Here is a 12,586-nt window from a genome sequence, read left to right on the forward strand (position 1 = left end):
AGCGGGAAAGCGCACGCGGGGACGCCGGGGGCCGGAAAACGGTCCGTCCGGCACGTATCCCGGGGGATACGGCGGTGGACCGCCGGCGGCGGCGTACCGGTGACTGCCCGCCGCGCACTGCCTCCCATCCGGACTTTAACCGTCGGTCCAGGAATTTCACCTGGTCAACCGGCCGCTGGCTGCGGACGGGTCGCGGACTATACCGCCGGTTCGGAATTACACCGACCCCGGAGTGCGCTGCTACTGGTACTAGGGCCAGTGTGCCACGGGGGATCGGCGGCCATGCGAGTGAAGCGCTGTGGCCTGGCTCACAAGAGTGCCGTCCTTGAGCGCTCCTCTTGCGCCGACAGCGTCGCGCACGCGCCGGATCCGAGGTTGGTCCAGACCTATTGACGGGTTGGTCTAGTCCTCTTAACGTTCCCTTCATCTTCCCGGGAGTCCGGCCTGTCGACGTGCGCACGTCACGGGCCAACCAGCGCCACTTTTCCGCCTGTTGCCGCATTTGGCCCTGCCATCCTCCCCTCCCCAGGAGGCACCATGCCGTCCCCCACACGTACGAGAGCGATGCTCCTGGCATCCGGCGCCGCCATCGCCGGACTGCTGGTCGGCGGGCTTTCCGCCGGCGTCTCACACGCGGCCGGCAACGAGAGCTGCCGGCCCGACGGGCTGTACAAGACGCCCGGAGTGGACGTCCCCTACTGCTCGGTCTACGACTCCGAGGGCCGCGAGAAGATGGGCGCGGACCACCAGCGACGCGTCATCGGCTACTTCACCGGCTGGCGCACGGGCAAGGACGGCACCCCGGCCTACCTGGCCAACAACGTCCCGTGGTCCAAGGTGACCCACCTGAACTACGCCTTCGCCCACGTCGGCTCCGACAACAAGATCTCGGTCGGCGCGGACGGCCCGAACAACGCCGCCACCGGGATGACCTGGCCGGGGGTCGCCGGGGCCGAGATGGACCCGGCCCTCCCCTACAAGGGCCACTTCAACCTGCTCGGCAAGTTCAAGAAGCAGTACCCGAACGTGAAGACGCTCATCTCGGTGGGCGGCTGGGCCGAGACCGGCGGCTACTTCGGCGACGACGGCAAGCGCGTGGCCTCCGGCGGCTTCTACTCGATGGCCACCAACGCCGACGGCTCCGTCAACCAGGCGGGCATCGACACCTTCGCGGACTCCTCGGTCGACTTCATCCGCAGGTACGGGTTCAACGGCGTCGACATCGACTACGAGTACCCGACCACCATGAAGGACGCGGGCAACCCGCTGGACTGGCAGCTTTCCAACGCCCGCCGGGCCGGACTGGTCCAGGGCTACGCGGCCCTGATGAAGTCGCTGCGCGAGAAGCTCGACCGCGCGGGCGCCGCCGACGGCAAGCACTACCTGCTGTCCGTCGCCGCGCCCTCCTCCGGCTACCTGCTGCGGGGCATGGAGACGTTCCAGATGCAGAAGTACCTGGACTACGTCAACATCATGTCCTACGACCTGCACGGCGCCTGGAACGAGTACGTCGGCCCCAACGCCTCCCTCTTCGACGACGGCAAGGACGCCGAACTGGCGGCCGCGGGCGTCTACTCCACATCCCAGTACGGCGGCGTCGGCTACCTCAACACCGACTGGGCCTACCACTACTTCCGCGGTTCGATGCCCGCGGGCCGGATCAACATCGGCCTGCCGTACTACACCCGCGGCTTCAAGAACGTGCAGGGCGGCACCGACGGCCTGTGGGGCAGGGCCCCGGCCACCAGCTGCCCGGCGGGCGCCGGCCTGACCAAGTGCGGTGACGGCGCGGTCGGCATCGACAACCTCTGGCACGACCTCGACACCAACGGAGCCGAGTCCCCGGCGGGCTCGAACCCGATGTGGCACGCGAAGAACCTGGAGAAGGGCGTCGTCGGCGACTACGTCACCACGTACGGCTTCCCCGCGAACACCACGCTGACCGGCACCTACGCCCGCAAGTACGACTCCACCCTGGTGGCGCCGTGGCTGTGGAACGCGCAGAAGAAGGTCTTCCTGTCGACGGAGGACGAACAGTCCGTCGCCGCCAAGGCCGACTACGTCGTGGACAAGGGCATCGGCGGCACGATGGTCTGGGAGCTCGCGGGCGACTACGCGTACAACGCCGCCAAGGGCCAGTACGAGATGGGCGACACCCTCACCTCGCTGATGTACGACAAGTTCAAGGCGGCCTCCCCGTACGGCGCGAAGAAGGCCGGGAGCACGCTGCCCGCCCAGGCGGTGGACATCAAGACGGAGTTCACGGAATTCAAGCTGGGCGACTCCAACTACCCGATCACCCCGAAGCTGAAGATCACCAACAACACGAAGACCACCCTGCCCGGCGGCACGGAGTTCCAGTTCGACTACGGCACCTCGGCGCCGGACAACGCCTCCGACCAGTCCGGCTTCGGTACGAAGGTGATCAGCAGCGGGCACACCGGCAGCAACGCCGGCGGCCTGAAGGGCGACTTCCAGCGGGTCTCGCTCAAGCTCCCGGCCTGGCAGTCGCTGGCCTCGGGCGCCACGGTCGACCTGGCGTTCAACTACTACCTGCCGGTGTCCACCCCCTCCAACTGGACGGTGAACGTCTCGGGCACCACCTACGCCCTCGCCGGGGACCTGGCGCGCGGCACCACGATGACGGAGCCGGGCGGCAGCCAGCCCCCGACCACCCCGCCGACCACGCCGCCCACCACTCCCCCGACGACGCCGCCGACCACGCCACCGACCACGCCTCCGGGCGGGACCTGCACCAACCCGGCCTACGTGGCGGGCACGGTCTACAACGGCGGGAACGTGGTCTCGCACAAGGGCCACAACTGGAAGGCCCAGTGGTGGACGCAGAACGAGGAGCCCGGCACCACCGGACAGTGGGGCGTCTGGCAGGACCTCGGCGCCTGCTGACACCCGGCGGGTGAACGCACGTGAGGACCCGGTGGCCCGGCGGCCACCGGGTCCTCGCACGTCCGGGACATCCTCCCGCGCGCCGGTGTCACGTTCCGGGCCCCCCGTCTGTCCCCTGGCAGAAGGAACTCCTCCCAGGAAGGACACCCCCACCATGAGCACGATCCTCGTGACCGGCGGCACCGGCAATCTCGGTGCCCTGGTCGTCGGCAGGCTACGGGACCGGGGCCACGAGGTCCGGGCGCTGAGCCGGAGCTCCGCCGCCTACCCGGTCGACCTGCGCGACGGCGGCGGACTGGACGCGGCGATGGCGGGCGCGCAGGTCGTCGTCCACTGCGCGAGCTCCCCGCGCGGCGGCGACGACGTGGCCGCCGGACACCTGATCGCCGCCGCCCGGCGGGCCGGGACCGTCACCAACCTCGTCTACATCTCGATCGTCGGGGTGGACGTGGTGCCGTTCGGCTACTACCGGACGAAGCTGCGGGTGGAGCGGATGCTGGAGGACTCCGGGCTCGGGGTCACTATCCTGCGGACCACCCAGTTCCACGATCTCGTCGCCGAGGTCACGGCCTCCATGGCGAAGCTGCCGCTGGTGCCGGTGGTACCGCTGCCCAAGGGCGTACCGGTGCAGCCGATCGCGGTGGAGGAGGTCGCGGACCGGCTCGCGGAGCTGGCGGTGCCGGATCCGGCGGGGCAGGTGGCGGACATGGGCGGGCCGGAGGTCCGGACCCTGGAGGAATGGGGACGGGCGTACCTCGCGGCGGTGGGCAGCCGGCGGCGGGTGGCCGGAGTGCCGCTCGCGGGGCGGACGTACGCCGCGTTCCGGCGGGGCGGGATCCTGGCCCCGGACCGTGCGGCCGGCCAGATCACCTTCGGGGAGTACCTGGAGCGGCGGGAACGGGGGACCGGCCGCCCCTGAGGGCCCGTGAACACCGGGGAATGTCAAGGACCGCAGGCCACAAGGTCCGGGCAGCCTTCTGCGTGACCTACCGTCACATGTCCGCGACGGACCCCTGGTTAGGCTCCCTGGAGACGGACGGCCGGAGCAGGCCCCCGGTAGCGGCACCCCGGCCCCGCCGGCCGGTCACGCCCCCGGCACCCGGCTGTCCGTGGCCCTCCCGGACGAGGAGGGCGCCGCCCGCGCGCCCTCCTCGTCCGGCCCTCCCCGGACAGGACGGACACCTCGTGAGCCTTCGCCAGATCGAGCCCAAGCAGCGCGGGTTCCTCATCGTCAACTCCCACCCCGAAGGCGCCGCCCGGACCGTCCGCGACATGTGGCAGGCGATCCCGGCCCGCACCGACGGCCGCCGGCCGGTCGCACTCGTCCTCGGCCACTCCGCCGGCTACGGGCTGGCCACGGTCCTGGCCGGGCTGCGCCGCCACGGCATCCGCGGCATCGGCGTCGCCTTCGAGACCCCCGACACCGGCCGCCGCACCGCCGGCGCCGGCTGGTACCGCACCGCGGCCGCCGCGGCACTCGCCGCCGAACACGGCCACGACATCCGGTTCGTGAACGCCGACGCGTTCTCGGCGGACACCAAGACCCGGATCGCGGACCTGCTGGAGCAGCACTACGGCCCGGTCGACTACCTCGTCTACAGCCTCGCGGCGCCGCGTCGCACCGACCCGGCCACCGGCGAGGTCCACCACTCGGTGATCAAACCGCTCGGCACCGCCTACGAAGCCCCCTCGCTCGACTTCTCCGCCGACGACCCCGCCGTGGCGTGGACGCGGATCGAACCCGGCACCGACGCGGAGGCGCGCGCCACGGTAGCGGTGATGGGCGGCGACGACTGGGCCCTGTGGGTCCGGGCCCTGGCCTCCCGCCGGCTCCTGGCGGACGGTTTCACCACCGCGGCCCTGACCTACGTCGGCTCGGAGGTCACCGCGCCGGTCTACCGTGAAGGCACCATCGGCGCGGCCAAGGAACACCTGGAGCGGACCGCCCGGGAGCTCGCCGCCTCCGCCCCGCTCAAGGAGAAGGACGGCCGCGCGTTCACGGTGGTGGCCGGCGCGGCCGTCACACAGGCCTCCAGCGCGATCCCCTCCATCGCCCTCTACACCGCCTTCCTCCGAACCGCCCTCGGCGAGGGCGGCTTCCGGACGACGAGCGAGCAGGCCGTGGACCTGTGGGACCAGCTGGAGGGCCGCACCCCGCTCGTCCTCGACGCGGAAGGCCGGATCCGGCTCGACGGCTGGGAACTCGACCCCCGGGTCCAGGACCGGGTCCGCGAGCTGTGGGCCGACCCCCGGCGCGGGCTGGACGCCTCGCGCTCCGGTGCCGACTGGTTCATGGGCCAGGTCAGGGCCCTGTACGGCTGGAACGTCGACGGGGTCGACTACGGCCTGCCGGCCGAGACCGACGTCCCCTGGCCCACGCGGCGGTAGGCCGGGACCGCGCGGCGGGCCCGGACCCCTCGGCGGGCCCGGACCCCTCGGCGGGCCCGGACCGCTGCCGCGTCAGCCGGCGAACAGCTGCGCCTGGGCCGCCTCGCGGGCCGCGAGGCGGGCGCCCTCCAGGACCGCGGGGTCACCCAGCGCGGTGGCGCGGACCTCGGTCGTCACGGGGCTCAGGGCGGCGAGGCTGCGGGCGACCCGGGCGGCCAGGGGATCGCCGCCCGCCCGGCCGAGCCCGCCGCCGAGGACCACGCAGCCCGGGTCGAGGACCGCGGCCACGGCCGCCGCACCGAGGGCCAGCCGCTCCGCCAGCACCTCGAGGAAGGCCTCCCCGGCGGCCCCGGCGACGGCCTCCTCCACGGGCCCCCCGAACCCGTGCTCCGCCGCCAGCGCGGCCACTGCGGCCGCACCGGCCAGGGCGTGGAAGCCGCCGCTGCAGTCGCCGGCGGAGGGCAGCCCGGCGGTGCCCGGCACCGGCAGGAAGCCGATCTCGCCCGCGCCGCCCGAGGCGCCCCGCCGCAGCCGGCCGTCGAGGACCACGGCCGCGCCGACGCCGGCTCCGAGCCACAGCAGGACGAAGGAGTCCAGGTCCCGGGCGGCGCCGACCCGCTGTTCGGCCAGGGCGGCCAGGTTGGTCTCGTTCTCCACCACCACCGTGGCGGGCAGCCGCCGCTGGAGGGCGGCCACCAGGTCCCGGTGCCAGGCGGGCAGGCCCGAGGTGTCGCGCAGTTCCCCGGAGGCGGGGGCGACCAGGCCGGGCGCGCCGACGACCACCGTGTGCAGCGCCTGCGCGCCGGCCTCCCGGGCCAGTGCCTCCAGCCGGTCCACGGCCTCGCCGACGGCGTCGACGGGGAGCTCCGCCCGGGCCAGCGGGCGGCCGAGGAGGTCCGTGACCACGGCCGTCGCACTGTCGGTGCGGACGTCCAGGGCGGCCAGGTGGGCCCTGCGGGCGACGATCCCGTAGAGGCGGGCATTGGGGCCGCGCCGCTGTTCGCCGGACTCCCCCACGACCTCGACCAGCCCGGCCGCGCCGAGCCGTTCGAGGAGGTCGGCGACGGAGGGGCGGGAGAGTCCGGTGAGCTGCTTGAGCTGGGTCGCCGTCAGCGGCCCGGCCGACTGGAGGAGTTCGAGCGCGAGCCGGTCGTTCATCGCCCGGGCCGTGCTCGGCGAGGCGGGCGACGGGGCCGGGGCGGCGGCAGCGGCGGGGGATATCGCCTTCACGGGGGTCACGGACCCCATCCTAAGGAAAGGGTGGTAATTATCAGGTAGGCTACCTGATAATTATCTGCCATGACGACCGAGACGGCCGGGGAACCCGGCACCGGCCCGGCGAGGCTGCGCCGCGCCCGCTTCTCCATCGCCGCCGTCTTCTGCGCCCACGGCGCGGTGACCGGCTCCTTCGCCACCCGCATCCCGTGGATCCAGGAGCACGCCCAGGTCGGCGCGGGCACCCTGGGCCTGGCCCTCGCCTTCCCCGCCCTCGGCGCGGCCGTCGCCATGCCGCTGGCCGGGCGGGTCAACCACCGCTTCGGCGCCCGCGCGGCCCTGCGCGGGCTGCTCTCGCTGTGGACCCTGTCCCTGGTCCTGCCGGGCCTGGCCCCGAACCCGGCGACCCTCTGCTGCGCCCTCTTCGCCTACGGGGCCGCCGCCGGCCTGTCGGATGTGGCCATGAACGCGCTCGGGGTGGAGACCGAGGACCGGCTCGGCCGCTCGATCATGTCCTCGCTGCACGGGATGTGGAGCGTCGGCGCCCTGCTCGGCTCGGCCGCCGGCACGGTCGCCGCGCACACCGCGACCGACGCCCGGCTGCACCACCTGATCGCCGCCCTCGCCCTGACCGCGGCCGGGCTGGTCGCCGTGCGCGGGGTGCTGGACCTGCGCAGCCGGCCGCAGGAGCAGGCGCCGCCGCGCTTCGCCCGGCCCCCGAAGGCGGCCGTGCTGATCGGGGCCGTGGGATTCTGCGCGGTGTTCGCCGAGGGGGCGAGCCTGGACTGGTCGGCGGTGTTCCTGCGGGACGTGCTGGGCACCGGGGCCGGTGTGGCCGCGGCCTCCACCACCGCGTTCGCGCTGACCATGGCCGTGGCCCGGCTGGCCGGGGACCGCGTCGTGGACCGGTTCGGGGCGGTGCGCACGGTCCGGGCGGGCGGCGCACTGGCCGGCGCCGGCGGGCTGCTGGTGGTGACGGTCCGCCAGCCGGTGGCGGCCATGGCGGGGTTCGGGATGATCGGGCTCGGCATCGCGGTGGTGGTGCCGCTGGCCTTCGCGGCGGCGGCGCGCAGCGGGCCGGCCCCGGCGCAGGCCATCGCGGGGGTCGCGACCATCACGTACACCTCGGGGCTGATCGCCCCTTCGGCGATCGGGGCGGTGGCGGACGCGACCTCGCTGGTGGTCTCGTTCGGCCTGGTGACGCTGCTGGCGTGCGCGCTGGTCGCGGGGGCGGCGGTGCTGCGGCCGAAGGCCGGGGCGGGCGGCGGCGCGCATGCCGTCAATCGGGACGAACCCGCTGCTATCCGGCCGTAATATATGGCTGGCCGCCCTGCGGTCATGATCCTTGACCTCTCGGCGGAACGGAAGTGGTGGAACATGGGTTTCGGCCTGCGCTGGACCCTGCACGGAGACGGGCGGACCCCCGCCCCCGGCGCGGTGGTGCGGCCGGACGAGCGGCTGTCGTGGCCGCGCACCGCCGGGCTCGGCGCCCAGCACGTGGTCGCGATGTTCGGCGCCAGTTTCGTTTCGCCGGTGTTGATGGGCCTGGACCCGAACCTGGCCATCATGATGTCGGGCATCGCCACCGCCGTCTTCCTGCTCGCCACGCGCGGACGGGTCCCCTCCTACCTGGGCTGTTCCCTGTCCTTCGTGGGCGTGGCGGCGGCGATCCGGGCCGGCGGCGGGGACAGCGCGGTGGTCACGGGCGCGGTGTTCGTGGTCGGCGCGGCCCTGTTCCTGGCGGGTATGGCCGTGCAGCGGTTCGGGGCGCGGATCATCCACGCGGCGATGCCGCCGGTGGTGACGGGCGCGGTCGTCATGCTGATCGGGTTCAACCTGGCGCCGGTGACGGCGGCCACGTACTGGCCGCAGGACCAGTGGACGGCGCTGCTGACGATGCTGTTCACCGGGCTGGCGGTGGTGTGCCTGCGCGGGTTCTGGTCGCGGATCGCGATCTTCCTGGGCCTGGTGTTCGGGTACGGGATCTCGTGGGTCTCCGACCTGGTCTTCGGCAAGATCCACTCCCCGGCGGGCGGGACCGAGGCCGTGGACCACTGGCGGCTGGACCTCTCGGGGGTGGGCAAGGCCGACTGGATCGGGCTGCCCGCCCTGCACGGGCCGTCGTTCCAGTGGTCGGCGATCCTGATCGCGCTGCCGGTGGTGGTCGCGCTGATCGCCGAGAACGCCGGGCACATCAAGGCCGTCGGCGAGATGACGGGCGACCCGCTCGACGACAAGCTCGGCACGGCCATCGCCGCCGACGGCGCGGCGTCCATGCTGTCCACGGCGGTGGGCGGCCCGCCGAACACCACGTACTCCGAGAACATCGGGGTCATGGCCGCCACCCGGGTCTACTCCACGGCGGCCTACTGGGCGGCGGCCGGCTTCGCGCTGCTCTTCGGCCTGTGCCCGAAGTTCGGCGCGGTCGTCGCGGCGATCCCCGGCGGGGTGCTGGGCGGCATCACCGTGATCCTGTACGGCATGATCGGCCTGCTCGGCGCGCAGATCTGGCTCCACGGCCGGGTGGACCTGCGCAATCCGCTGAACCTGGTCCCGGCCGCCGCGGGCATCATCATCGGCGTCGGCGGGGTCAAGCTGCACTTCAGCGACAGCTTCGAGCTGGGCGGCATCGCGCTCGGCACCATCGTGGTGATCACCGGCTACCACGCGCTGCGCTACTTCGCCCCGGAGCACCTCAAGCGGCAGGAGCCGCTGCTGGACTCGGGCACGTCCGCCTACGACGACGCCGCCGAGGAACCCCGGGACAAGCGGGGTTGACGGTGTTTCGCCCGAACCGGCGAAGCCCACGGCCAAGTTCCCCGCGCCGGGCGCGGGGGCTGTGACGCTGTCCTCCATGGAAGCGGTACTCGCGCGGATGCGCGTCCTCGACGAGCGGCTGCCGGCGCAGGACGGCGTGGCCGTCTTCAACCGGGTGTACCTGACCGTGACGCAGACCCTGCACGAGCGGATCGGGCGCGGGGGCTTCCCCGAGCCCCGGCGGGCCGAGACGCTGAGCGTGCGGTTCGCGGAGCGGTACCTGACGGCGGTGGAGTCGGAGCGTGCGCCGGCCTGCTGGCGCCCGCTCCTGCAGTACCGCCGCCACCCCGGGGTGCGCCCGCTCCAGTACGCGCTGGCCGGGATCAACGCCCACATCGGGCACGACCTGGCCCTGGCGGTGGTGTCCACCTGCCGGGTGCTGGACTGCACGCCGACGGCCCTGGAGGCGGACTTCCACCGGGTCGGCGACACCCTGGTCTCCCTGGAGGAACGCATCCGGGAGGACCTCATGCCGGGCCCGGACCTCCTGGAGATCGCCGACCCGCTGACGCACCTGCTGGGCTCCTGGAGCCTGGAACGCGCCCGCGCGGGCGCCTGGGCGGCGGCCCGCCTCCTGTGGGCCCTGCGCCGCTCCCCCGACCTGGCGGAGGAGTTCGAGGAATCCCTGGACGCGGGCGTGGGCCTGGTGGGCCGCTGCCTGCTGACCCCGACGGGCTGAAACCCCGGTGCGGCCGGAGCGCCCCCTTCCTAGGCTGTGCGGATGCCCAGCTTCGCCACGCACCGGCTCCGGGTGCACGACGCCTCGCTCCCGCCCCACCGGCGGCTGTCGGCGCTGCGCACCTGCCTGACGGTGTTCTGTCCGTACGGCTTCTACGCCACCTACCACCACCTGTGCCGCAGCGCCGGGATCCCCCGGGAACTGGGCGAGGACCCCGGGTCGCTGGTGCGGGCGGTGGAGGAGCTGCACGAGGCGCGGCTGCTGTGGCTGGACGCCATGGCGGTGTGGCGGGTGGGCCGGCGGGCCCAGAAGCGGGCCGGAGTGCGCAGGCCGGAGCCGCCGGAGCCCGCGCAGGGGCTGTTCTGGCCGAACCCGGAGTTCCATCCCGGGGTCTGCCTCGCCGAAGTGATGCCCGGGGTGATGCGGGGCCGCCTGGACGTCGAGGGCGACCAGAGGCGGGACGGGGCGTGCCCCGTGTGCGCGCGGGACCGGGGAACGGTGCAGTGGGACGGCAGCGGCCACGGGCGGTACACCCTGTGCGCGGGGTGCGGCCTCGGACTGGGCCGACGGCCGCCCCCGCTGCCGCACGGGCCGCAGCGCGGCGACGTCCGCGCGGGCTTCCGGCACCGGCAGCGCCTGATCTGGGCGCGCGAGGTGTGAGCCGGTCCCTCCGCTCGGGTGAGCACAGCGCCCCGAGGGCCGGCGGGGCTGGTGTCAGCCCCACCGGCCCTCGGGGCGGGAACGGGTGCCCGGCGGGGCCGACGGACGGAGTCCGGCGCAGCGGCGCGAAGCCGGGGAGGCCCGCCGGGGCCGAGCCGTGCGAGCGGCGCGTGAAGGGGGTCAGTCCTCCGGGAGTTCGACCGGGGCGATCTCGTCGTAGACGTCGCCCGGACCGGGGTTGGTGGCGTCCGTGGAGCCGCCGAGGTGGTGCATGACGCCCCAGACCGCGTTCAGGGCGGTCTGGACGGCGCCCTCGGCCCAGCCGGCCGTCCAGGAGATGTCGTCGCCCGCGAGGAAGATGCCGCGCTTGTCCTCGGGGAGGCGGTCCTGCATGAAGTGGGTGAACAGGCGGCGCTGGTAGCGGTAGTGGCCCGGCAGGTTGGCCTTGAACGCGCCCATGAAGTAGGGCTCGTTCTCCCACGACACGGTCACCGGGTTGCCGATGATGTGGCGGCGGATGTCGACCTTGGGGTAGATCTCGCCGAGGGACTTGAGCATGACCTCCATCCGCTCGTTCGCGGACAGCGGCAGCCACTTGAGGCTGTCGTCGCACCAGGTGTACGAGAGGCAGATGACGGCCGGCTGGTCCGGACCGTTGTCCAGGAGGTACGTACCGCGGGTCATGCGGTCCGTGAGGGTCATCGACATGACGTCGCGGCCCGTCTCCTCGTCCTTGTCCAGCCAGAACGGGCGGTCCACGGGGATGAAGAGCTTCGAGCTCTCCATGTAGTGGGTGCGCTCGATCGCCGTCCAGTGGTCGATCGGGAACAGCGTGTCGTCACAGGCGATCTTGGACAGCAGCATCCAGGACTGCGCGGTGAAGATCGCGGCACGGTAGGTGCGGATGTCGCCGTTCGCGTCGGTGACCGTGATGCGGTTGCCCGCGGTGCGGTGCAGCCGGGTCACGGCCGGGCGCGGGGCGCCCTCGTGCAGGGAGGACAGCGAGGTGCCCTGGGCCCAGTGGACGATCTTCTCGGGCTCGCGCTCCCACAGGCGCAGCGGCAGCTGCTGCGAGCCGCCCACGATGCCGCGGTGGTGGTCGTCGGCCTCGGTGTAGACGACGCGCAGGATCTCCAGGATGGAGTTCGGGAAGTCGGTGTCCCAGCCGCCGGTGCCGAAGCCGACCTGGCCGAAGATCTCGCGCATGCGGAAGGACTGGAAGGCCTCCGACTCGCACAGGAAGCCGTAGAAGGTCTGGTTGTCGAGCTTCTCGACGAGCTTGGCCCAGATCTCGCGGATGCGCGGGACGTCCCGCTCGCGCATCGCCTGGTTCATGTCGGAGAAGTCGGCGCCCTCGTCGAGGCAGGCGTTCCAGGCGGCGGAGACGTCGCGGTAGACCTGCGGGAGGTCGGCGATGGTCTCGGCGTAGTGGGTCTCGCCCTTGAGGTCCACGACCGTCGAGGGGGTGGCCTCGGCGAGCGGGTTCGGGAAGGGCTGGGTCTGCAGGCCCACCAGGTCGATGTAGTGCTGCAGGGCCGTGGAGGAGGGCGGGAAGCGCATGGCGCCCATCTCCGCCGTGAGGCCCTCGGTGCCCGGGCCCTCGAAGCCGACGGTGCGCAGGCGGCCGCCGATCTGGTCGGCCTCGTAGACGACGGGCTTGAGGCCCATCTTCATCAGCTCGTAGGCGGAGATGATGCCGGACAGGCCGCCGCCGATGACGGCGACCTCGGTGCCGTGCTCGGTCGCCGGTATCTGGCCCAGGCCCGCCGGGTGGGCGAGGAAGTCGTCGTACGCGTACGGGAAGTCCGGGCCGAACATGGTGATCGGCGGGAGCTGTCCGTCGCCGTGCGGAACGGCGGTGGTGGGCACCGTGGACGTCATGGGGGTACGTCTCCTTGCGGCAGAGCAGGCAGGGCTGGG

At 73.0% G+C, this 12,586-nt stretch carries 9 protein-coding genes and 1 riboswitch; of the genes, 7 read left to right on the forward strand and 2 right to left on the reverse strand.

The genetic code is table 11. The features are described 5' to 3' along the window. Positions 1 to 110 precede the first annotated feature (110 nt). Positions 111 to 240: riboswitch (FMN riboswitch) on the reverse strand. Positions 241 to 537: 297 nt separating this feature from the next. The 3 genes from B4U46_RS06660 to B4U46_RS06670 all read left to right on the forward strand — a co-directional run bounded on the left by B4U46_RS06660 (position 538) and on the right by B4U46_RS06670 (position 5,295). After that, complete coding sequence (locus B4U46_RS06660; protein WP_079424896.1) at positions 538 to 2,907, forward strand: chitinase C-terminal domain-containing protein; 2,370 nt, start codon at positions 538 to 540, stop codon at positions 2,905 to 2,907. 154 nt (positions 2,908 to 3,061) lie between these two features. Continuing rightward, complete coding sequence (locus B4U46_RS06665) at positions 3,062 to 3,826, forward strand: SDR family oxidoreductase (RefSeq protein WP_079424898.1); 765 nt, start codon at positions 3,062 to 3,064, stop codon at positions 3,824 to 3,826. A gap of 266 nt (positions 3,827 to 4,092) precedes the next feature. Then, on the forward strand, positions 4,093 to 5,295 hold the full coding sequence (locus tag B4U46_RS06670; protein WP_079424900.1) for a hypothetical protein: 1,203 nt from the start codon (positions 4,093 to 4,095) through the stop codon (positions 5,293 to 5,295). Positions 5,296 to 5,367: 72 nt separating this feature from the next. Here B4U46_RS06670 and B4U46_RS06675 read toward each other — a convergent pair whose 3' ends face one another. Beyond that, positions 5,368 to 6,453 (reverse strand): ROK family transcriptional regulator, encoded by a 1,086-nt coding sequence (locus B4U46_RS06675; protein ID WP_237293283.1) that lies wholly within the window; start codon positions 6,451 to 6,453, stop codon positions 5,368 to 5,370. A gap of 141 nt (positions 6,454 to 6,594) precedes the next feature. Between B4U46_RS06675 and B4U46_RS06680 the strand changes: the two genes are divergently transcribed. The 4 genes from B4U46_RS06680 (at position 6,595) to B4U46_RS06695 (ending at position 10,666) form a co-directional block, all read left to right on the forward strand. Further along, positions 6,595 to 7,824, forward strand: a complete 1,230-nt coding sequence (locus tag B4U46_RS06680) for an MFS transporter (RefSeq protein WP_079424904.1) — start codon at positions 6,595 to 6,597, stop codon at positions 7,822 to 7,824. Positions 7,825 to 7,887: 63 nt separating this feature from the next. Continuing rightward, on the forward strand, positions 7,888 to 9,288 hold the full coding sequence (locus tag B4U46_RS06685; RefSeq protein ID WP_079424906.1) for a uracil-xanthine permease family protein: 1,401 nt from the start codon (positions 7,888 to 7,890) through the stop codon (positions 9,286 to 9,288). 76 nt (positions 9,289 to 9,364) lie between these two features. After that, positions 9,365 to 10,006: a DUF5995 family protein gene (locus B4U46_RS06690; RefSeq protein ID WP_079431602.1), complete on the forward strand. Its 642-nt coding sequence runs from the start codon at positions 9,365 to 9,367 to the stop codon at positions 10,004 to 10,006. 42 nt (positions 10,007 to 10,048) lie between these two features. Beyond that, positions 10,049 to 10,666 carry a hypothetical protein gene (locus tag B4U46_RS06695; RefSeq protein ID WP_079424908.1) on the forward strand — a complete coding sequence of 206 codons (618 nt, stop codon included), beginning with the start codon at positions 10,049 to 10,051 and terminating at the stop codon, positions 10,664 to 10,666. 180 nt (positions 10,667 to 10,846) lie between these two features. On the opposite strand, the gene B4U46_RS06700 is transcribed toward B4U46_RS06695, so the two are convergent. After that, positions 10,847 to 12,547, reverse strand: a complete 1,701-nt coding sequence (locus B4U46_RS06700) for a flavin monoamine oxidase family protein (RefSeq protein WP_079424909.1) — start codon at positions 12,545 to 12,547, stop codon at positions 10,847 to 10,849. Positions 12,548 to 12,586 lie beyond the last annotated feature (39 nt).

Source organism: Streptomyces katrae, assembly GCF_002028425.1.
In the GTDB taxonomy this organism is placed as follows: Bacteria; Actinomycetota; Actinomycetes; order Streptomycetales; family Streptomycetaceae; genus Streptomyces; species Streptomyces katrae_A.

Bases quoted from the DNA above. Each gene is read 5' to 3' on its own strand.
- B4U46_RS06690 (WP_079431602.1), top strand. From the start codon at position 9,365: ATGGAAGCGGTACTCGCGCGGATGCGCGTCCTCGACGAGCGGCTGCCG.
- B4U46_RS06675 (WP_237293283.1), bottom strand. From the start codon at position 6,453: ATGAACGACCGGCTCGCGCTCGAACTCCTCCAGTCGGCCGGGCCGCTG.
- B4U46_RS06665 (WP_079424898.1), top strand. From the start codon at position 3,062: ATGAGCACGATCCTCGTGACCGGCGGCACCGGCAATCTCGGTGCCCTG.
- B4U46_RS06685 (WP_079424906.1), top strand. From the start codon at position 7,888: ATGGGTTTCGGCCTGCGCTGGACCCTGCACGGAGACGGGCGGACCCCC.
- B4U46_RS06700 (WP_079424909.1), bottom strand. From the start codon at position 12,547: ATGACGTCCACGGTGCCCACCACCGCCGTTCCGCACGGCGACGGACAG.
- B4U46_RS06680 (WP_079424904.1), top strand. From the start codon at position 6,595: ATGACGACCGAGACGGCCGGGGAACCCGGCACCGGCCCGGCGAGGCTG.
- B4U46_RS06695 (WP_079424908.1), top strand. From the start codon at position 10,049: ATGCCCAGCTTCGCCACGCACCGGCTCCGGGTGCACGACGCCTCGCTC.
- B4U46_RS06660 (WP_079424896.1), top strand. From the start codon at position 538: ATGCCGTCCCCCACACGTACGAGAGCGATGCTCCTGGCATCCGGCGCC.